Annotated in this window: 22 protein-coding genes; 12 read left to right on the top strand and 10 right to left on the bottom strand. The window is 63.9% G+C overall.

Annotation, left to right across the window (positions count from 1 at the left end; all coding sequences use genetic code 11):
• Positions 1 to 171: 171 nt before the first annotated feature.
• Both AC0L2L_RS16840 and AC0L2L_RS16835 read right to left on the bottom strand, forming a co-directional pair.
• Positions 172 to 381: a DUF2061 domain-containing protein gene (locus tag AC0L2L_RS16840; RefSeq protein WP_473579708.1), complete on the bottom strand. Its 210-nt coding sequence runs from the start codon at positions 379 to 381 to the stop codon at positions 172 to 174.
• Between the two features lie 186 nt (positions 382 to 567).
• Positions 568 to 2,229 carry a Na/Pi cotransporter family protein gene (locus AC0L2L_RS16835; protein WP_473579707.1) on the bottom strand — a complete coding sequence of 554 codons (1,662 nt, stop codon included), beginning with the start codon at positions 2,227 to 2,229 and terminating at the stop codon, positions 568 to 570.
• Positions 2,230 to 2,590: 361 nt separating this feature from the next.
• Here AC0L2L_RS16835 and AC0L2L_RS16830 point away from each other — a divergent pair, with 361 nt between their 5' ends.
• The 5 genes from AC0L2L_RS16830 to AC0L2L_RS16810 all read left to right on the top strand — a co-directional run bounded on the left by AC0L2L_RS16830 (position 2,591) and on the right by AC0L2L_RS16810 (position 8,450).
• Positions 2,591 to 2,953, top strand: a complete 363-nt coding sequence (locus tag AC0L2L_RS16830) for an RcnB family protein (RefSeq protein WP_473579706.1) — start codon at positions 2,591 to 2,593, stop codon at positions 2,951 to 2,953.
• A 158-nt stretch (positions 2,954 to 3,111) separates the two neighbouring features.
• Positions 3,112 to 5,049: a DNA primase gene (dnaG, locus tag AC0L2L_RS16825; protein ID WP_473579705.1), complete on the top strand. Its 1,938-nt coding sequence runs from the start codon at positions 3,112 to 3,114 to the stop codon at positions 5,047 to 5,049.
• Between the two features lie 428 nt (positions 5,050 to 5,477).
• Positions 5,478 to 7,505 (top strand): RNA polymerase sigma factor RpoD, encoded by a 2,028-nt coding sequence (gene rpoD, locus AC0L2L_RS16820; RefSeq protein WP_473579704.1) that lies wholly within the window; start codon positions 5,478 to 5,480, stop codon positions 7,503 to 7,505.
• 206 nt (positions 7,506 to 7,711) lie between these two features.
• Positions 7,712 to 8,005 (top strand): GYD domain-containing protein, encoded by a 294-nt coding sequence (locus tag AC0L2L_RS16815; protein ID WP_473579703.1) that lies wholly within the window; start codon positions 7,712 to 7,714, stop codon positions 8,003 to 8,005.
• 64 nt (positions 8,006 to 8,069) lie between these two features.
• Positions 8,070 to 8,450 (top strand): thiol-disulfide oxidoreductase DCC family protein, encoded by a 381-nt coding sequence (locus AC0L2L_RS16810; RefSeq protein WP_473579702.1) that lies wholly within the window; start codon positions 8,070 to 8,072, stop codon positions 8,448 to 8,450.
• 65 nt (positions 8,451 to 8,515) lie between these two features.
• Here the strand turns inward: AC0L2L_RS16810 and AC0L2L_RS16805 are convergent, their stop codons facing one another.
• The gene (locus AC0L2L_RS16805; protein WP_473579701.1) at positions 8,516 to 8,773 is read right to left on the bottom strand and encodes a DUF2798 domain-containing protein; all 258 of its coding nucleotides are present in this window, start codon (positions 8,771 to 8,773) and stop codon (positions 8,516 to 8,518) included.
• Between the two features lie 271 nt (positions 8,774 to 9,044).
• On the opposite strand from AC0L2L_RS16805, the gene AC0L2L_RS16800 reads away from it, so the two are divergent.
• Positions 9,045 to 9,716, top strand: a complete 672-nt coding sequence (locus tag AC0L2L_RS16800) for a PadR family transcriptional regulator (RefSeq protein WP_473579700.1) — start codon at positions 9,045 to 9,047, stop codon at positions 9,714 to 9,716.
• Positions 9,717 to 9,899: 183 nt separating this feature from the next.
• On the opposite strand, the gene AC0L2L_RS16795 is transcribed toward AC0L2L_RS16800, so the two are convergent.
• Entirely contained in the window at positions 9,900 to 10,160 is a 261-nt protein-coding gene (locus AC0L2L_RS16795) for a YiaA/YiaB family inner membrane protein (protein ID WP_027168202.1), read from the bottom strand.
• Between the two features lie 44 nt (positions 10,161 to 10,204).
• On the bottom strand, positions 10,205 to 10,882 hold the full coding sequence (locus tag AC0L2L_RS16790) for a PspA/IM30 family protein (protein ID WP_473579699.1): 678 nt from the start codon (positions 10,880 to 10,882) through the stop codon (positions 10,205 to 10,207).
• Between the two features lie 177 nt (positions 10,883 to 11,059).
• Between AC0L2L_RS16790 and AC0L2L_RS16785 the strand changes: the two genes are divergently transcribed.
• Together AC0L2L_RS16785 and AC0L2L_RS16780 are read left to right on the top strand one after the other, a co-directional pair.
• Positions 11,060 to 11,701, top strand: a complete 642-nt coding sequence (locus AC0L2L_RS16785; RefSeq protein ID WP_473579698.1) for a TetR/AcrR family transcriptional regulator — start codon at positions 11,060 to 11,062, stop codon at positions 11,699 to 11,701.
• A gap of 52 nt (positions 11,702 to 11,753) precedes the next feature.
• Positions 11,754 to 12,047: an HlyU family transcriptional regulator gene (locus AC0L2L_RS16780; RefSeq protein WP_473579697.1), complete on the top strand. Its 294-nt coding sequence runs from the start codon at positions 11,754 to 11,756 to the stop codon at positions 12,045 to 12,047.
• Between the two features lie 46 nt (positions 12,048 to 12,093).
• Here the strand turns inward: AC0L2L_RS16780 and kce are convergent, their stop codons facing one another.
• The 3 genes from kce to AC0L2L_RS16765 all read right to left on the bottom strand — a co-directional run bounded on the left by kce (position 12,094) and on the right by AC0L2L_RS16765 (position 14,019).
• Positions 12,094 to 13,026: a 3,5-dioxohexanoate:acetyl-CoA acetone transferase gene (gene kce, locus AC0L2L_RS16775; RefSeq protein WP_027168206.1), complete on the bottom strand. Its 933-nt coding sequence runs from the start codon at positions 13,024 to 13,026 to the stop codon at positions 12,094 to 12,096.
• 35 nt (positions 13,027 to 13,061) lie between these two features.
• Positions 13,062 to 13,298, bottom strand: coding sequence for an ABC transporter permease family protein (locus AC0L2L_RS16770; protein ID WP_225248035.1), 237 nt, complete (start codon positions 13,296 to 13,298; stop codon positions 13,062 to 13,064).
• Between the two features lie 82 nt (positions 13,299 to 13,380).
• A complete protein-coding gene (locus tag AC0L2L_RS16765) occupies positions 13,381 to 14,019 on the bottom strand; it encodes an FMN-dependent NADH-azoreductase (RefSeq protein WP_473579696.1) in 639 nt (212 codons plus the stop codon).
• Positions 14,020 to 14,135: 116 nt separating this feature from the next.
• On the opposite strand from AC0L2L_RS16765, the gene AC0L2L_RS16760 reads away from it, so the two are divergent.
• Positions 14,136 to 15,083 carry a LysR family transcriptional regulator gene (locus AC0L2L_RS16760; protein WP_473579695.1) on the top strand — a complete coding sequence of 316 codons (948 nt, stop codon included), beginning with the start codon at positions 14,136 to 14,138 and terminating at the stop codon, positions 15,081 to 15,083.
• On the opposite strand, the gene AC0L2L_RS16755 is transcribed toward AC0L2L_RS16760, so the two are convergent.
• Positions 15,025 to 15,651, bottom strand: coding sequence for a TetR/AcrR family transcriptional regulator (locus tag AC0L2L_RS16755; protein ID WP_473579694.1), 627 nt, complete (start codon positions 15,649 to 15,651; stop codon positions 15,025 to 15,027). The genes AC0L2L_RS16760 and AC0L2L_RS16755 overlap by 59 nt on opposite strands.
• 66 nt (positions 15,652 to 15,717) lie before the next feature.
• Here AC0L2L_RS16755 and AC0L2L_RS16750 point away from each other — a divergent pair, with 66 nt between their 5' ends.
• Positions 15,718 to 16,143: a VOC family protein gene (locus tag AC0L2L_RS16750; RefSeq protein WP_473579693.1), complete on the top strand. Its 426-nt coding sequence runs from the start codon at positions 15,718 to 15,720 to the stop codon at positions 16,141 to 16,143.
• 16 nt (positions 16,144 to 16,159) lie between these two features.
• Here AC0L2L_RS16750 and AC0L2L_RS16745 read toward each other — a convergent pair whose 3' ends face one another.
• The gene (locus tag AC0L2L_RS16745) at positions 16,160 to 17,107 is read right to left on the bottom strand and encodes a S1C family serine protease (RefSeq protein WP_473579692.1); all 948 of its coding nucleotides are present in this window, start codon (positions 17,105 to 17,107) and stop codon (positions 16,160 to 16,162) included.
• Positions 17,108 to 17,323: 216 nt separating this feature from the next.
• On the opposite strand from AC0L2L_RS16745, the gene AC0L2L_RS16740 reads away from it, so the two are divergent.
• Entirely contained in the window at positions 17,324 to 18,199 is an 876-nt protein-coding gene (locus AC0L2L_RS16740) for a S1C family serine protease (protein ID WP_473579691.1), read from the top strand.
• Between the two features lie 8 nt (positions 18,200 to 18,207).
• Positions 18,208 to 18,852, top strand: a complete 645-nt coding sequence (locus tag AC0L2L_RS16735) for a helix-turn-helix transcriptional regulator (RefSeq protein WP_473579690.1) — start codon at positions 18,208 to 18,210, stop codon at positions 18,850 to 18,852.
• Positions 18,853 to 18,993 lie beyond the last annotated feature (141 nt).

The raw sequence follows: 18,993 nt of genomic DNA, 5'->3' as shown, positions 1-18,993 counted from the left end.
GTATGCGAGGAATGCACGCCTCAAACCACGCTTGGGCCGGTCCGGCAATGCAGAAATTGTCGATGCCGCTTTAGCTTTTCTTGAGCGTCGGGCCTGAAGCGCGTCGCGCGTTAGGCCTTTTTGTGCATGCCGTGTTCGCAAAACCGCCGGCACGCTTTTGCGCGACACGCATCAGATGGGCGTTTTGCGCCCATATGGGATCTTCAGCCAGGCCCGCTCGTGCAGATAGTAAAGCAGCGACTTGGTGAGGACTTCGGTGAGCCCGATCGTGGCCGCGAGCTTGATGCTGCCGGTGACCACCAGCGATATGATCATCGTGTCGATCGTGCCGGTGGCGCGCCACGAAAGCGCCTTGACGAAGCTGCGCGAATGCGTGTCCATCGACCGATCGTCCTCCTAACAGGTCCTCGGGCGATCCTTAGCCGACAGGAGCGAGGATGGGCAAAGATTTTGTTCGGTCCGGCGTGAGGGCGCGGCCGATGCGACGGCTCTGTCTGCCTGCTTTCCGGGCGGAAGGCTACGGCGAAGCCGCCGAGCCTGACCGTTCCACACTTTTCCTGAATTGCCCTAGCTGGCCTTCAACCGCGAGCCGCCGAGCAGGCCGCGCTCCTCCAGCACCGGGTAGGCCATGGAGGCAAGCAGCGAATTTATCTGCTTCAGGTCGCGGATGGTGTCGAGGTGGATCGAGCTGGTCTCGACGCTCTTGGCGGTGCCGTCGCGCAATCGTACAAAGTGGCTCGCGCTGGTCTCTTTCTCGCGCTCTCGCAGCAGGTCCTTCTCCAGCACCAGCTGGCGTGCGGTTTCCGGATCGCGCGAGACGAGCACGTTGAAGGCAAGCCGCGCGTTGGCCAGCACCGAGGCATGGAAGGCGCAAAGCTCGCGCCAGCCCTCGGGTGTGAATTCCAGCCCGCGCTCCAGCTTCTTCCTGACATGCACCAGCATGTTGCGCACGATGATGTCGCCGACCTGCTCCAGCTTGACGCAGGCGCCGATCAGCTCTTGGCAGCGCAGCGCCTCGTCCTCGCTCAAGGGGTTCTTGGTGACCTTGGCGAGATAGAGCTTTATCGCCGCGTGCTTTCTGTCGACACGGTCGTCGAGCGCCGCAAGCGCCTTGATCTTGTCGCTGTCTGCGCTCTCATAAAGCTCGATGATACGCTTCAGCATGATCTCGACCGTCTCGCAGACCCGCACCACCTCGCGCGCGGCGTTGGCCAGCGCCTGGCTCGGCGTGTCGAGTGCGCTCTCGTTCAGCGCCGACAATTCGACGACATCGAGCGCTGCCGGCGCTGGCCCGGTGCCGAGCGCCACGATCTTCTCGGAAGCGCGATAGACCAGGCCGGCGAGCGGCAGCCCGGCAAGCAGGATGATCACGTTGAACAGGATATGGGCGTTGACGATCTGGTCCGGCCCGGTCGCGCCGAGAAAGCCGACCGGCGGCTTCAGCGCCATGAACAGGATGAGCATGACCAGCGAGCCCATGCCGCGCATCAGGAGGTTGCCGACCGGCACGACGCGCACGCCCGGATCGGCGTTGCGGGTAAGCAACGGCGCGATGATCGAGGAGCCGAGATTGACGCCGAGCACCAGCACGATGCCGAGTTCAGGCGGGATGAAACCGCGGCCGGCCAGCGTCACCATCAACAGCACGGCGGCGATCGAGGAATGGAATAGCCAGGTGATCAGGGCGGCGAGAAGATAGGCGGTGACGAAATCGCCGGAGAAATAGTTGACGATCATCGGCATCAGCGTGCTCTGACGCAGCGGCTCCGAAGCCTGGCCGATCATCTCCAGCGAGAGCAGAAGCAGGCCGATGCCGACGAGGATACGGCCGAACTGGCGCCAGTTGCGCCGCTCGGTGGCCATGAACATGACGGTGCCGGCGACGAGGCAGATCGGCACCAGAAGCGACAGGTCGAAGGTCAAGAGCTTGACCACCAGCGCCGAGCCGATCTCGGCGCCGCGCACTGCCAATTGCCCCGCCGCGCCGGAGACGATACCGGCGCCGGCGAAGGAGCCGACCAGCAGCGTCACCGCGGTGGAACTCTGCAGCGCAATCGCCAGCCCGCAGCCGGCCAGTACCGCCATGATCGGATTGCGCATGGTGGCCCGCAGCTTGTGGCGCAGCACGTCGCCATAGGCACGCTCGACGCCGGTCTTCACCAGGCGCGTAGCAAAAAGCATCAGCGCCACCGCGCCGGCAAGGTGCAGAAGGACAACGGAGCCGCTCATGCCCGGCCTCGCGATGAGGCGGCAGGGAAGGGGGAAAGGGCACGAATCGCAAGCATTTCAGGGGCCGAGATTACTCCAAACAATTTTAGCCGGGTAATAAATTATGCCTGATTTTGCCGACGTTCGGCGCACGACGGCGTGTGTCGGAAATGGACGAAAGGCGCATTGGTTGCATGCGGGAGGCGGATCGAGCGGCAATATCGCGCGGGCGCCAGGCAGAATGTCGGTCCAGCTCATGCAAGTTGTTGAAGTTGCTTTTATAAGCATTGGAAATCATTACAGAATTGTAATCAAGACGTTCAGTTTCGGTTCATGCTGGTCCGGTTATCTCCTGCCTATCGACAACCAAGGAGCACCGACCATGAAGCGTCTCATACTTTCCGCCGTCACCGCCTCGATGCTGGCCGCCTCGGCCTTTTCCGGCCAGGCCGCGCCGCTCGCCCAGCCGAGCGCGTCCCAGTCGAACTACACGCAGGTCGACTGGCAGAAGCCCGGCAGGCATGTCGACAAGCGAGTCGTGAAGAAGAAGGTCATCGTCAAGCGCAGCCATTGGCGCAGCGGCCAGAGATATTCCAACTGGAGGCGTCACCAGCCGGTCCGCGACTGGAACCGCTACGGCCTGCGCCGCCCCGGCCCCGGCCAGGAGTGGATCCGCGTCGGCAACGATTATGTGCTGGTCAGCATCCTCTCCGGCATCATCTTCGGCGCGATCGCGACGCAGTAATCCGCGACAATCCGGAAATCCAGCAGAAGGCGGCCGCCTGGCCGCCTTCTTTTCGTCTTGCGAAAAGCGGGTACGATGGGGAAAAGCGGGTACGATGGGCCGGACAGAGTCGCCGCGCCCGGTCGGCTTGATTATATGGAGGGCAAACGAGTTTCCCGATGCGCTTTCCGCCTGCCTTCCTCGACGAGATACGCGACCGCGTGCCGATTTCATCCTTGATCGGCTTGCGCGTCGCATGGGACAGAAAGAAGACCAATGCATCGCGGGGCGACTATTGGGCGTGCTGCCCGTTCCACGGCGAGAAAAGCCCGTCCTTCCACTGCGAGGACAAGAAGGGCCGCTACCACTGTTTCGGCTGCTCGGCGTCGGGCGACCATTTCAAGTTCCTGACCGAGCTCGAGGGAGTAAGCTTTCCCGAGGCGGTCGAAAAGGTCGCCGAGATGGCCGGCGTGCCGATGCCGGTGCGCGACGCCCAGGAAGAACGGCGCGAGAAGGAACGCGCCAGCCTGACCGACGTGATGGAAATGGCGACTGCCTTCTTCCAGGAGCGGCTGCAAGGACCCGAGGGCGCCAAGGCGCGCGCGTATCTGCGCGACCGTGGGTTGACACCGGCGACGCAGCAATCGTTCCGGCTGGGCTACGCGCCCGACAGCCGCAACGCGCTGAAGGAACACCTTGCGGCAAAAGGCGTGCCGAAGGCCGATATCGAGGCCTGCGGGCTGGTACGGCACGGCGACGACATCCCGGTCTCCTACGACTGGTTCCGCGACCGCATCATGTTTCCCATCCCCGATTCGCGCGGCAAGATCATCGCCTTCGGCGGGCGGGCGCTGGGGCCGGATGCGCTGGCCAAATACATGAACTCGCCGGATACCGAGCTCTTCCACAAGGGCAATGTGCTCTATAATTTCGCTCGCGCTCGCAAGACGCTCGCGAAAGGCGGCACGGTGATTGCCGTCGAGGGCTATATGGACGTGATCGCGCTGGCGCAGGCCGGCTTCGAGAATGCGGTGGCGCCGCTCGGCACAGCGCTCACCGAAAACCAGCTCGAGCTTTTGTGGCGCATGGCGCCCGAGCCGATGCTGTGCTTCGATGGCGACCAGGCCGGGCTGAAAGCGGCATGGCGCGCCGCGGATCTGGCGCTGCCGTCGGTGCAGGCCGGGCGCCGGGCGCGCTTTGCGTTGCTGCCGGAAGGCAAGGACCCCGACGATCTGGTCAAGGCCGAGGGACCGGACGCGTTCCGCGCCGTGCTTGCCGACGCGCGGCCGCTGGACGAACTGTTGTGGATGCGCGAGACGGCGGGCGGTGTCTTCGACACACCGGAGCGGCGGGCGGAGTTGCAAAAGACGCTGCGGGAGTTGACCAGCCGCATTCGCGACGAGAGCGTGCGCTATTACTACCAGCAGGCAATGGACGAGCGGGTGCGGAATTTCTTCGGCGCCCAGCGCAATGTTCGGCAGGGTCGTCAGGATTGGAAACCGGGGCAGAAGAAGCCAGCACCCGGCGGGCAGTTCGCGAAAGGCGGCGGGATCGGCGCGCGCGCCGCGATCACCGAGAGCTTGGGGCGTTCGGCGCTGGTCAAGCGTGGCAGCGAAGGGATGTCGGTGCGCGAGGCGACGATCATCGTGGCGCTGGTCAACCATCCGGCGCTGATCGATGAGAATTTCGCGCATGTCGAATTCCTCGACCTTGCCAATTCGGATTTGCGCAAGCTCCATGTCGCCATCCTCGACGCGATGGCGCATGACGCAGCCGACGATCGCGGCGCGGTTATCGCCACCATCGAGCGCGCCGGCTGCGGCGGCATCTGGGGGCGGGCGGTGGAACTGATCAAGCGCGCGCGGCAGTGGCCGGCGCTCGAAACCGCGGCGCTCGACGATGCCCGCGACGCCTTCAACCAAGCGCTGCACTTGCAGCGCAGCGCTCGCACCTTACATAGAGAGCTGAAACAGGCGCAGGCGGCGCTCGATGCAGACCCTTCGGACGAAAACTTCCGGCATCTCGTCGAGATTCAAGCGCAATTCAATGATGTGCAGGCAACGGAAGCGCTGATCGAAGGGTTCGGCGTCTCGTCGGGCAGGGTCGGACGCGTTTAGGGTCGAACTGCTCCCAAAAAGCGAAGTGGAAATGCGCAGCGCGTCGAATCGACGCCTCTAAGTCGGGTAATTGATTCGCTTTTTTCATGCGAATCATGCCAGAGGCGCTTGACCTTCTGGCAGATTGGCGGAATCAGGACGATTCGAAACGTTAACCGTGCCCCGGCGTCGGCGGAAATTCGAGCCATGCGAGGTACAGGTGATGGCTGGACAGGCAAAGTGCTTGCTCCAGATATCACGGTTAATCTGGACTTAATGCATGTCGCCCAAAAATGGAAACCCGGTTTTGGGGCAAACGACATACACCAAAGTAAAGAGATGATGCGGTTACTGGGCCGGTAAAAGGCGTTCTGGCGCGAGCGCGCCCAGCATGACCGGTCCGGCATTTTACGCGGCTTCGATACATGGCCGCTTGGAGACGACAAAGAATGGCGACAAAGGAAAAGGAAGAGGTCGAGACCGAACGCGAAGGCGCCACCGATGGCCCTCTGCTCGACCTTTCCGACGATGCTGTCAAGAAGATGATCAAGGCCGCGAAGAAACGCGGCTATGTCACCCTTGACGAGCTCAACGCGGTGCTGCCCTCGGAAGAGACGGATCCGGACCGCATCGAAGACATCAATGCGATGCTCAGCGACATGGGCATCAACGTCGTCGAAGACGACGAACAAGGCGAAGAGACCGAAGCCGAGCCGGCCGGCGACAGCGAGGAAGACGCCAACGAACTGGCCGAGCAGACCGGCACCGCCGTCGCCGCCACACCCGCAAAGAAAGAACCGACCGATCGCACCGACGATCCGGTGCGCATGTATCTGCGCGAGATGGGCTCGGTCGAGCTTTTGTCGCGCGAGGGCGAAATCGCCATTGCCAAGCGCATCGAGGCCGGCCGCGAAACGATGATCGCCGGTCTGTGCGAAAGCCCGCTGACCTTCCAGGCCATCATCATCTGGCGCGACGAACTCAACGAATCGAAGATCCTGCTGCGCGAGATCATCGACCTCGAGGCGACCTATGCCGGCCCCGAAGCCAAGCAGGCGCCTGTCGTCGAACGCGTCGAGGAGGCGCCCAAGCCCGAGGAGAAGCCGCGCGGCCGCGCGGCGACACGCGAGGAAGAAGACGACATCACCAATGTCGGCGGCGACACCCGCGGTCTGGAAGAAGACGAAGACGACGAGGACGAGGCGAGCCTGTCGCTGGCCGCAATGGAAGCGGAACTGCGTCCCCAGGTGATGGAGACGCTCGACGTCATCGCCGATACCTACAAGAAGCTCAGGAAGCTGCAGGACCAGCAGGTCGAGAACCGCCTGGCCGCGGCCGGCACGCTCTCGCCCAGCCAGGACCGGCGGCTGAAGGAGCTGAAGGACCAGCTGATCAAGGCGGTGAAGTCGCTGTCGCTCAACGCCGCGCGCATCGAGGCGCTGGTCGAGCAGCTCTACGACATCAACAAGCGCCTGGTGCAGAACGAGGGCAAGCTTTTGCGCCTCGCCGAGAGCTATGGCGTGCGCCGCGAGGAATTCCTCAAGGAGTATCAGGGTTCGGAGCTCGATCCGAACTGGACCCGTTCGATCGCCAACCTGACCTCGCGCGGCTGGAAGGAGTTCACCAAGAACGAGAAGGACGCGATCAAGGAGCTGCGCGCCGAGATCCAGAACCTCGCCACCGAAACGGCCATCTCGATCCTGGAATTCCGCAAGATCGTGAACCAGGTGCAGAAGGGCGAGCGCGAGGCCGCGATCGCCAAGAAGGAAATGGTCGAGGCGAACCTGCGCCTGGTCATCTCCATCGCCAAGAAATACACCAACCGCGGCCTGCAGTTCCTCGACCTGATCCAGGAAGGCAATATCGGCCTGATGAAGGCGGTCGATAAGTTCGAGTACCGCCGCGGCTACAAGTTCTCGACCTACGCGACCTGGTGGATCCGGCAGGCGATCACCCGCTCGATCGCCGACCAGGCGCGCACCATCCGCATTCCGGTGCATATGATCGAGACGATCAACAAGATCGTGCGCACCTCGCGCCAGATGCTGCACGAGATCGGCCGCGAACCGACGCCGGAGGAACTGGCCGAGAAGCTCGCCATGCCGCTGGAAAAGGTGCGCAAGGTGCTGAAGATCGCCAAGGAGCCGATCTCGCTCGAAACCCCCGTGGGCGACGAGGAGGATTCGCATCTCGGCGACTTCATCGAGGACAAGATGGCGATCCTGCCGATCGACGCGGCGATCCAGGCCAATCTGCGCGAGACGACGACACGGGTGCTTGCCTCGCTTACGCCGCGCGAGGAGCGCGTGCTGCGCATGCGCTTCGGCATCGGCATGAACACCGACCACACGCTGGAGGAAGTCGGCCAGCAGTTCTCGGTCACTCGCGAGCGTATCCGCCAGATCGAAGCCAAGGCTCTGCGCAAGCTCAAGCACCCGAGCCGGAGCCGCAAGCTGCGGAGCTTCCTCGACAGCTGAGCGGAAACGCAACGACACGAAACTGAAAGGGCGCCTCGGCGCCCTTTTTGCATTTCCGGCTACCTCTCATGCCGCCTTGCCGGAGCTGCCCAACGGGAGGATAATTTCAGGGTCGGATGCATTTGTGGGCGACAAACCGGGTGCCCGCCCGGCGCCGGCCGTTAACGGTCAGGCGCCCGCACCGTGGCCCCGGAGGGAGGTGTGCCATGACAACCTACATCGTGCTTATCAACTGGACCGAACTAGGCGCCAAGAATGTGCGGGATTCGCCGAAGCGGCTCGATGCCGCCAAGAAGCTGCTGGGGGACATGGGCGGCTCGTTCAAGTCATTCTACCTGACCATGGGCGAATGCGACATGGTCGCCATTGTCGAAGCCCCGGACGATGCGGTGCTTGCCCGCTTCGCGCTGATGCTGTCGTCGGGCGGCAATGTCAAGACGCGGACGATGAAGGCGTTTCCGGAATTCGCCTACCGCGAGATCATCAGCTCGCTCGGGTGAAGTGGCTGAAGCAGCGATCGGCGCGGCTGTTGCGGAGCCGCGCCGCATCCCCGATAGTCGCGCCATGCCTGAGCCTTCGCTCACCGTCTGGTACAACACGCGCTGTCCGGTCTGCGACGCCGGCATCAACCGCCAGAAGCGGCGGCTCATCGAAGCGGTCAAGGCGGGTCGCGTCGAATTCCGCGACATCAATTTCGAACCTGAGGCGCTTTCCGCCTTCGGCGCCTCGCTGGAGGATATCCGGCGCCGGCTGCACGCGACCGATGCCGAAGGACGGCTGCTGGTCGGCGCCGATGTGGCGATCGCGGTCTGGCGGCTCACGCCGGGCGAGGGGTGGCTGGCGATCCTGTTCGGCAACCCTGCCGCGCTGCCGCTAACGCGCTTTGCCTATGACCGCTTCGCGGATATTCTCTACGGCTGGAACCGACGCAAGGGCCGCTGGTAGCCGTTGTCCATTGAACACCAGCGATTAGAAAGGTCCGGAGCGATCTCCGGACCTTTGGCGGCAAGTCATCTGGTCGCGGGTTCGCACAGCCAGCCGACGATGCGGCGCACCACCGGCAGCACCAGGAGCAGCGTCGGAAACGCTACCAGCCAGGACAGGCCCCATGCCGTCAGCCAGATGGTCGGCAGGTCGTGTTGGAACCCAAGGCTTTTCAGCGTCGAGATGAACGAGACGATGAAGGTCATCAGCAGCGACAGCACCAGCGGGCTGACGACAGCGGCGTAATGCGCAGGCAGTTTCCTGCGGTCGCGGGTCATGGTCATTTTGGATTTTCCTTGAAGAATCCGGTCTGTCGCATGGCATCCATTGGCCGGCTCCCGGCGCAATTGCCCGGAAAGACCGGGTTTGGATGCGTTGCTTGACGTCAGACGCTTACGGAGCGGTCTTCGACCCTCGGCTGCCCTTCTAGCGGCCATGTCGACGAAATCAATCCGGCTCGCGCCATTGTGAGATACATCGTAAGATATATCTTGACTCGCCGGACGCTGACGCCTACCTAAGATGTATCGTAAGATATAACTCAAGGAGCAATCCATGCACAAACACGGTCACTTCGGGCACAATCATTTCGGCGAGCGCATGTTCATGCATATGGCCGGCAAATTCGGCGGCCGCGGCGGCGGTTTCGGCCCGTTCGGCCATGGCGGCAGGGGCGGCGGACGCGGCCCGGGCGACATGTTCCGCGCTGGGCGCATGCTGGCCGATGGCGATCTCAAGCTGATCACGCTGTCGCTTCTGGCCGAGGCGCCGCGCCACGGCTACGACATCATCAAGGCGCTGGAAGAGCGCACCAGCGGCGTCTACAGCCCGAGCCCGGGCGTGGTCTATCCGACGCTGACCTTCCTGGAGGAAGCCGGCTACGCGGTTTCGTCGAGCGAAGGCAACAAGAAGGTGTTTTCGATCACCGATACCGGCAAGGCGCATCTCGAGGAGAACCGCGAGATGATCGACGGCGTGCTCGACCATCTCGAGCGGTTCGGCCGCAAGATGGCCAAGGCGCGCGAGTGGTTCGGCTGGGGCGATGATGGCGAGGAAGGACGGCGTGGACGCGGCCGCTCGGAGCAGCATGACCGTTTCCGCACCCTGCGCCAGCGGCTGCGCGCAGCACTCGGCGACATCGCCGATGCCCCGGATGACAAGCAGGCTGAGGCGATCAGTATCTTGGAAGACGCCGCCGAGGCGATCGAGGCGCTGTCGCGGCGCTAGAGCGTTTCACCGTTTCACGGAAACGGCGAACCGCTCTATCTCTTTGTTTTGACGCAATTCCAGACGGAAAACCGCTCACACTTTTCCTGGAATTGCTCTAGCGCCAGCGCTGCCCTACACTTGCAATGGAAAAAGCCCGGAGTGCCCGGGCTTTTTTGTTGTCGATCGGTCAAGAAAGACGGATCAATCCTTACCGACATATTCGCTGATCAGCTTCTCGTTGCGCGCCTTCTCGATCTTGGCGGTGGTCTCGGCGGAGATGCGTTCGTCGGTGCGGTACTTGACAAGGTTCACCAGGCTGCCGGTGAGCAAAAGGACGCCCATGGCCCAGTAGCCCTTGGTCGAGAGGTCGACCGGCGCCAGCCACAGCGACAGGCCGAGCATGAAATAGGCGGCGCCCACGGATACCGTATTGAACAGAATGTAGGTCTGATTGCCGTTCATCGTATTGCTCCTTGGATCTGATCTGTTTCGGGAAAAATGCGGGTTCAGTTCAGGGACTTCAGGCGTGCCAGGACGTGCTCAGCGCGCACCTTGGTGGCTGGTCCGTGGCCTGCTTCGGCGAGGCGTTCGCGGATCGCCTCGTGGCGCAGCTCGCCGTCGATTTCGTCGAGGATGCCGGCCTCCTCGAACGGGTCGCTGCTGTCCTTGATGCGGGCCAGCAGTTCCTCCGCTTCGTTGATGCTTGCGCTGCGGCCGATCGAGCGGTTGAGGCGCGACTGTGCCTTGCGCTCGGCATCGATTGCCCTGGCGGAAATCATGCCCTGGTTGAGATCGATGATGCGGCGATGTGCCTGTTCGACGGACAGGCGCATCCGCAAGGTCTTGTCGCCGAGGCTTTTGACCGTGGCGCGGCGGACCTCGCGCTCGTTCTCGAGTTCGGCGATTGCGGATGCGCCGCCTTCGGCAAGCGCCTGGTTGTTGGCGGAAAGCGCGCTCAGCGTGCGGGTTTCCAGATCGGCGATGCGGCGGTCGAGCTGGTCGAGGCTGGTCTGCTCGGCACGCTGGCGCACGATCAGCGAGGCGAGCGTCTGCTTGGCGGCGGCGAGGCCCGCCTCCGCGTCGCGGATGCGCTGGGCCAGAAGGTCGATCGCGAAACGATCCTTCAGATTGTCCTCGGCCCGTGCGCTGGCGCCGTCCAGCAATGTCTTGATCAGGCTAAGCATGGTCTTCTCCCTGGTTGTGTGAACAATGTTCACGAAGTCAACATAGCAGGAAATGAACATTGTTCAAGGTCTATTTTGAACGCTGTTCATGAGGCGCTGGACATGGTAAACGCAACGAAATGGAACGGATTCCAGGCGGGAGGCGCCCGGGTACCCGCCACAAACACAGGAAAGAGCATGGCGCTGGACAAGGAAGAAATGAGCGAGAAGGTGCTCGCCATTGCCGAGGCACTGCTCAACGAGGGCGGCGCCGACAATTTGAAAGCGCGCACCATCGCCGAGCAAGCCGGCATTTCGGTCGGATCCGTCTACAACCTGTTCGCCGACCTCGACGAAGTGCACCGCGCCGTCAATATGCGGTTGCTCGACCGGCTCGGCGCGACAGGCATAGCGGCCATGGCCGATCTCGAAAGGCAGGGGGTGACCGATGTCCGGCATCGCATCCTGGCGATGGCCGCCGCCTATGTGCGCTTCGTCGAGGCGCATCCCGGCAGTTGGCCGGCGGTGCTTGCCTTCAACCGCCGCCGTGCCACGCGGCCCGGCCCGGATGCCTACGACGCGCTGCTGGACGCGCTCTTCGACATCGTCGCCGGCGTGCTCAAGGCGGGAGATTTCGACCTCGACGACGACCGCCGCGCGCTTGCGGCCCGAACCTTGTGGTCAAGCGTGCATGGCATCGTGACCAGCGGCTATGTGGCGAATTCGGACAGCAGGCAGGCCGAGGAGATCTGGCGTCAGGTCGAGCTTCTGGTCGGCGTCTTCGTCAAGGGGCTGGAACGCGGCGGCGCATTCGCGCATGCTGGGACAAAGCCTGTGTGAACAAGGGATGCCATGATTCCTCTTGTGTCAGCGTGAATGGGAGTTTTGAGAGATGTCTTTTCTGAAAAAGCTTTTTGGCGGCGGCGGTAGTGAGGCAACGGAGGCCGGCACTGCCAAGCCGGCCAAGCAGGTCGAGCACAAGGGATTCCTGATCAGCGCCACGCCCTACAAGGCCGAGGGCCAATACCAGACCTGCGGCGTCGTCTCGAAGGAAGTGGACGGCGTGATGAAGGAGCACCGCTTCATCCGCGCCGACCGCTTCGCCGGGCTGGACGACGCCGTCGACATCTCGATCAAGAAGGGCATCCAGCTCGTAGATGAGCAGGGCGAGCGGATTTTCGGGTAGATGCGCGGGGGTCGAAGCTTCAGATCCCGCCAGCACTCCTTTCAGATCAGAACGAGACCTTGTCGCCGCCCTTGAGCTGCAGGATCTGCCGCGCTTCGTCTGGGGTGGCAATGGAGGCGCCGAGCCCCTCGATGATCTGGCGCACCTTGGTCACCTGTTCGGCGCTGGAGCGGGCGAGCTTGCCTTTGCCGATCCACAGCGAGTCCTCCAGGCCGACGCGCACATTGCCGCCGAGCGCGATCGCCTGCGTGGCGATCGGCAGTTGATGGCGGCCGGCGCCCAGCACCGACCAGTGATAGTCGTTGCCGAACAGGCGGTCGGCCGTGCGTTTCATATGAGCGACGTCCTCCGGATGCGTGCCGATGCCGCCGAGGATGCCGAACACGCTCTGGACGAAGAACGGCGCCTTCACTAGGCCGCGCTCGACGAAATGCGCCAGCGTGTAGAGATGGCCGATGTCGTAGCACTCGATCTCGAAGCGGGTGCCGTTGTCGGCGCAGGTGCGCAATATGTGCTCGATGTCGCCAAAAGTGTTGCGGAAGATGCGGTCGCGCGAGGATTCGAGATAGGGCCGCTCCCAGTCGTGCTCGAAGGTCTTGAACCGCTCCAGCATCGGGAACAGCGCGAAATTCATCGACCCCATGTTGAGCGAGGCGACTTCGGGGGCGAAAACCTTTGCCGGCCTGACGCGTTCCTCCACGCTCATCGTCGCGGCGCCGCCGGTGGTGATGTTGACGACGCAGTTGGAGCGCTGCTTGATGACCTGCAGGAACGGGGCGAAGGCCTCGGTCGACTGGTCGGGGCGTCCATCGACCGGATTACGCGCGTGAAGATGGACGATCGCAGCCCCTGCCTCGGCCGCCTCGATGGCGGCGGTGGCAATCTCCTGCGCCGTCACCGGCAGATGCGGCGACATCGACGGGGTGTGGATCGATCCGGTGACCGCGCAAGTGATGATGATCTTGTTCTGGTTTGCCACTTTTGATGCCCTGACTTTCGCTGTTTGACCGCGCCTTATTTGACCGCGCCTTGCGTAATGCCGGAAATGAACTGCTTCGACAGCACAATGTAGAGCAGCGTAATCGGCAGCGCCGCCAGTGTCAGCCCGGTGAACAGCACCCCCCAATCGGTGGTGAATTCGCCGACGAACACGGTCAGCCCCTGCGGCAGTGTCTTCAAATTGTCGGAAGTGATCAGCACCAGTGGGAAGAAAAAGTCGTTCCAGATTGGCACCGCGTTCTGGATCGCCATGATCACCAGCGCCGGTCGCGGCGAAATGCAGAAAGAGGCAGGCGCTGGCGGGCGCCTGCCTCTTTCATTCTGGCATCAGAGACTAGGCGGCGACTGCGGCCTGATCGGCATTGGCGGCAGCGATCGCATCGACCTTGGCGGTGGCCTTGGCAAGTGCTGCCGTGACGGCGTCTGCGCCCATGCTGACACCCTCGACGCGGATGACTTCGACGTCGGTCATGCCGAGGAAGCCGAGCACACTGCGCAGATAAGGCACGGCATGGTCCATCTGCACCGCGGCGCCTTCCGAATAGATGCCGCCGGAAGCGAGCACGATATAGACCTTCTTGCCGGTGACGAGGCCCTTCGGGCCGCCATCGCCGTAGGCGAAGCTCTTGCCGGAGCGGGCGATATGATCGACCCAGGACTTCAATGTCGAGGAGATGTTGAAGTTGATGAAGCCGGTGGCGAGGATCACGGTGTCGGCGGCGAAAAGCTCGTCGAGCACGGCGTCGGAAACGCCGACGACTTCAGCCTGGCGCGGCGAACGGGCTTCGGCCGGCGTGTAGATGCCGGTGGCGTAGTCAGGGTCGATATGCGGCAGCGGATTGGCGACCAGGTCACGCACGACAAGCGTGTTGGATGCATCGGCGGCAACCAGCTTCCGGGCGAGATCGGTGGCGACGCGGGTCGAGTGCGAAGCTGCGCCGCGCGGGCTGGACGTAACAAGAAGAATAGACATGGCGGTGTCCCCTTGGGGTTGGATTGAAACTTCACCGCCAATATGGGATTGCTGCCCTATCAGGATAACTGGTATAAAATACATACAACCTATCAACAAAACAGATGGAGAGCGGTGTGCAGCCGAACCCGACCTTGGATCAGCTCCAAATCCTGGTAGCGGTGGCCGATACCGGCAGCTTCTCGGCTGCGGGGCGCAAGCTCAACCGGGCGCAGTCGGTGGTGAGCTACGGCATCGCCAATCTGGAAGCGCAGCTCGGCCTCAAGCTGTTCGAGCGCGAAGGCATGCGTGAGCCGCAACTGACCGATGTCGGCACGGCGATGCTGGAGGACGCGCGGCGCATGATCGGCGTTCTGCAGCGCATCCGTTCGCGCGCCGACGGCTACCGGCAAGGGCTGGAGGCGGAGGTGGCGGTGTCGGTCGACGTGGCGCTGCCTTCACCGGCGCTGGTGCGCGTGCTCAAGGCTTTCGAGGCCCAGTTTCCGGCGGTCATGCTGCGCCTCTATATCGGCTCGCTTGGCCTGATCGTCGATCAGGTCGTCAACGGCCAGTCGGATCTCGGCTTTGGCGGCCTGCAAGGCGATGCCGACGTCAATCTGTTGCGCATCGGCTTCACCTCGATCGTGCCGGCGGCGGCGCCCGGCCACCCATTGGCGAAACTGCCGAAACCCGTGGCCGTCGAGGAGCTGCGCGAACATATCCAACTCGTCGTCTCCGACCAGTCGGAGCGGACGCGTGGCCGCGATTATGGCGTCTTCGCCTACCGCACCTGGCGATTAACGGATATGCGCACCAAGCATGCCCTGATGCGCGAGGGCCTCGGCTGGGGCGGTCTGCCACGCTGGCTGATTGCCGACGACCTCGCCAGCGGCCGGCTGGTCGAGCTCGATCTCGAACCCTATCGCGAGATACGCTCGCCGCTCTACGCCATGCACCGCACCGACCGCAGCCCCAAGCCGGCGGCGTCCTGGCTGATCGACGAGTTCAAGCGGCAGCTCAGCTGCTTCAACGAGATGGAGCCGGGCGTGTGGACGGAGGAGGGGCCGGAGACAAGCCGTCCATAAGGGCGATCAGCACCGCGCGGTAATCCTCAGCCGACGCGCCGGCATCTATGGCGAGTGCTGCGCGGTCGAAGGCGGCAGCCAGCAAGGCCGTCAGCGCCTCGGCCGGTAATCTGGTCATCGACTGGGCGCGCATCGCCGCGACAAGGCCCTCGCGCAGCGAGCGGTTGCCGTGGCGGTTGTCGATCTCGTCCATGGCGGCGCGGCCGAGCACGGCGGGGCCGTCAAGCAGCAGGAGGCGGGTGCGGCCGGGCACCCGCATTGCCGCCAGATAGGCGTCCGATCCCGCGATCAGTGCGTCACGCGCCGATAGCGACGGAGGCGAGGCATGATCAATCTCCGCCGCCACGGCCGCGGCCTCCTGCTCGACGACCGCCGCGAACAGCGCCTGCTTGTCGGCGAAGTGATGATAGAGCGCGCCGCGCGTCACGCCGGCCTCGGCGACAATCTCCGGCGTGCCGGTCTCGGCATAGGATTTTTCCGTAAACAGTTTTCGCGCTGCGCGGATCAGATCGGCGCGAGTCGCCTCCGTGCGGTCGCGGTTCGAGCGTCGTCCGGACTCTTGTTGCATACATGCAGCCTGTATGTTATTTGCATTTGCATACAGACTGTATGTTGTGTGAGTGGAGAAAGAAAGATGAAGACGACGAGCTACTATCCGGTGCTGATGACCGGCGATGTCGCGGGCACGGCCGCCTTTTACGTCGAGCATTTCTGCTTCGCGCCGCTCTTTGAGAGCGATTGGTATGTGCATCTTCGTTCGGCCGAGGACAGGCGCGTCAATCTCGGCATCGTCCAGGGCGACCATGAGACAATCCCGCAAGAGGGGCGGGGGCGTACGTCGGGCCTGCTGATCAATTTCGAAGTCCGCGACCCCGATGCCGTTTACGAGCGCGTCGTCGCCGCCGGCCTGCCGATCCTGCGCAGCTTGCGCGACGAGCCCTTCGGCCAGCGCCATTTCATCACCAGGGACCCCAATGGCGTGCTGATCGACGTCATCAAGCCGATCCCGCCGAGCGGAGAATTCCTGGCGCAATATGCCGGAGGGGCGCCAGGGAGCTAGGCCGGACGCGCGGGTCTCAGCCCGTCCGCGCCACCGGCATCACCACCACCTGGCTGACGCCGGTGCGGCGCACGACGGTGCAGAGCGTCTCACGGCCGATGCGCTCAGCATCGAGCATGCGCACGAGATCGTCGACGCCGGTCACCGGCCGGCCGTCGATGGCGGCGATGATGTCGCCTTCCTTCAGGCCGGCCTTCGCGGCGGGACCGTCCTTCTCGACGCTGCGCACGCGCACAGCCGTGTTCGTGGTCACCTGCGACAGCAGTGCCGCCCGGCGCGGCAGGTTGGTGGTGTCCGCGGAAACACCGATGAAGGCACGCCGCACGCGGCCGAAACGGATGATCTCGGAGATGACGAAATTGGCGGTGTTGGACGCGACAGCAAAGGCGATGCCTTGCGCGCCGTGGATCATGGCGGTGTTGACGCCGATCACCTCGCCGGCCGACGACACCAGCGGCCCGCCGGAATTGCCGGGATTGAGCGCGGCGTCGGTCTGGATGACGTCGTCGATCAGGCGGCCGGTCGAGGCGCGCATCGAGCGGCCGAGCGCGGAGACGACGCCGGCGGTGACCGTCCATTCGAAACCGAGCGGATTGCCGATGGCGATCGCGATCTGGCCGCGGCGCAGCCGCTTGGAATCGCCGAGCGGCGCAACGTCGGCGAAGCTGCCGTCGGCGCGCACCAGCGCGATGTCGGTGTCGGGATCGCGGCCGAGCACATGGCCCTCGCGCGCGGCGCCGTCCGGCATGGTGACGCGCACGGCGCGCGCATCTCCGACGACATGGAAATTGGTGACGACCAGGCCATCCGGCGCGATGACGAAACCCGAGCCGTGGCCGCCGGCGCCAATGCGCTCGATCCGGCAGACGGCCGGACCGATGCGGTCGACGGCGTCGGCAACGGATGACGAATAGGCGTCGAGCAGGATGTCGTCGGGTGGAAGTTTTTCGGCCGCTAAAGCCATCTGCGTGTTCCTAATGTGGAATGATGTTTTTCCTTGGTGCGTATCGTTGCCCCAAAACCGCGCAGCTTTTGGGAGACACGCACTATATGTGCGGAGCGGCCGCAATTGCCGCGACCTGACCAGATGGCCAGTCCAGCCGTCGACTAGCCGTCAGGCGAGTACCCCCGACGGCGCTACGGAGCGATATCTGGGTCACCGAATCCAGGAGGTATTCTTATGAGCGACTTCAACCTCAGTGCCTTTTCCGACGCGATCGCCGATATCGCGGCCGCTGCTGCTCCGGCAGTGGCAAGTTTCGTCACGCACCACCATCGCACCGCGAGCGCCTTCCACTGGCGCGACGGCTTCTTTGTCACCGCCGAGGAGGCGGTTGAAGCCGGCGAGGAGATCGAGCTGACGCTGGCCTCGGGTGAAACCGTCAAGGCAGAGCTCGTCGGCCGCGATCCGTCGACGGGCGTTGCCCTGCTGAAGCCGGCTTCCGGTGCTGCCGGTCTACTGCAATTGACCCAGGCCGCCGCCGTGCGGCCCGGCCATGTAGCGATCGCCGTTGGCAACAGCGAAGGCGCCGCGCTTGCCGTGTTCGGCACGATCGGCGAGGTCGGGCCGGCCTGGCGCTCGATGCGTGGCGGCACGATCGACCGGCGCATCAACCTTGCCATCAACACCGGAGGCCGCTTCGAAGGCGGGCCGGTGCTCGACGCCAAGGGTGGCCTCGTCGGCATGCTCCTGTATGGACCGCGCCGTCGCGCGCTGGTGATGCCCTATGAGACGATCGAGCGGGCGGTGGCGACGCTGCGCGAGAAGGGCCATGTCGCGCGCGGCTATCTCGGTGCCGGGTTGCATCCGATCCGCAATGGCGACACCAAGGGCGCCATGGTGATGAGCCTTGACGACAGCGGTCCGGCAAAGGCCGCCGGCCTGCATGTCGGCGACATCGTCGTCGCCTGGAACGGCGAAGCCGTGCACGGGCCGCGCGAGCTGATCCGCAAGCTTGGGCCGGACAGCGCCGGCACGACCGTGACGCTCGGCGTTTCGAGCGGCGGCGCGCAACGTGACGTGTCGGTCACCATCGGCGAGAAGCCGCTGAGCTGAGAGGATCGATGGCGAGCAGCGCGGCACAAACGATTGCGAGACCGGAGCCGGCGATACACCGGCTGACGGTGCTGGTCGCGCTTGGCGATGCCCAGCGCGCCGAGCAACTGGCTGACATGCTCGCGGCGAGCGACGATCTACTGCCGGCGCTGGCCGGCAACGTGAACCAAGCGGTGGATGTCGCGGTGACCGATGAGACGGCATTGGCAAACCGGGCGATCGGTTCGGCCACGCCTGTCGTGCTGCTCTCGCGGCGCGCTGGCAGCGAACAACTGCCCGCCAACGTGCTTGCCGTGTTGCCTATCTCGGCCGACGGCCTGCTGATCGCCGCCGCCTTGCGGTTGGCGGCGTCGGGCTATCGCGTCAGGCGGGCGGGGCCGTCAGAGGTCGCCGCTCACGGCGAATTCCACGGCGAGCTGTCCGAGGAGGAGGCGCCCGACGACAACCAGCCTCGCCCGGCTTTGTCGCCGCGCGAGGCGGAAGTGCTGGCGCTGCTGGCCGAAGGCGCGCCGAACAAGGTGATCGCCCGGCGTCTCAATATTTCGGTGCACACGGCGAAGTTCCATGTCGCGGCGATCCTGATCAAGCTCGGCGCCGCCAACCGCACCGATGCGATCGCCATCGCCATGCGGCAGGGGCTGGTGCTGGTCTAAAGCGCGTCGCGTCGAAACGGATTGAGGCGACGCGCTTTTAAGTCTTTGTCTTGATGCATGTCGTTGTCCCAGAACCGCTGCGCACTTCTGGGCGACATGCATTAGACCTTTCGGCACGACGCTGGGTAACCTCGGACTGGC

It is taken from the genome of Mesorhizobium sp. WSM4832 (genome assembly GCF_055811115.1).
This window is presented reverse-complemented; position numbering and strand designations above follow the sequence as displayed.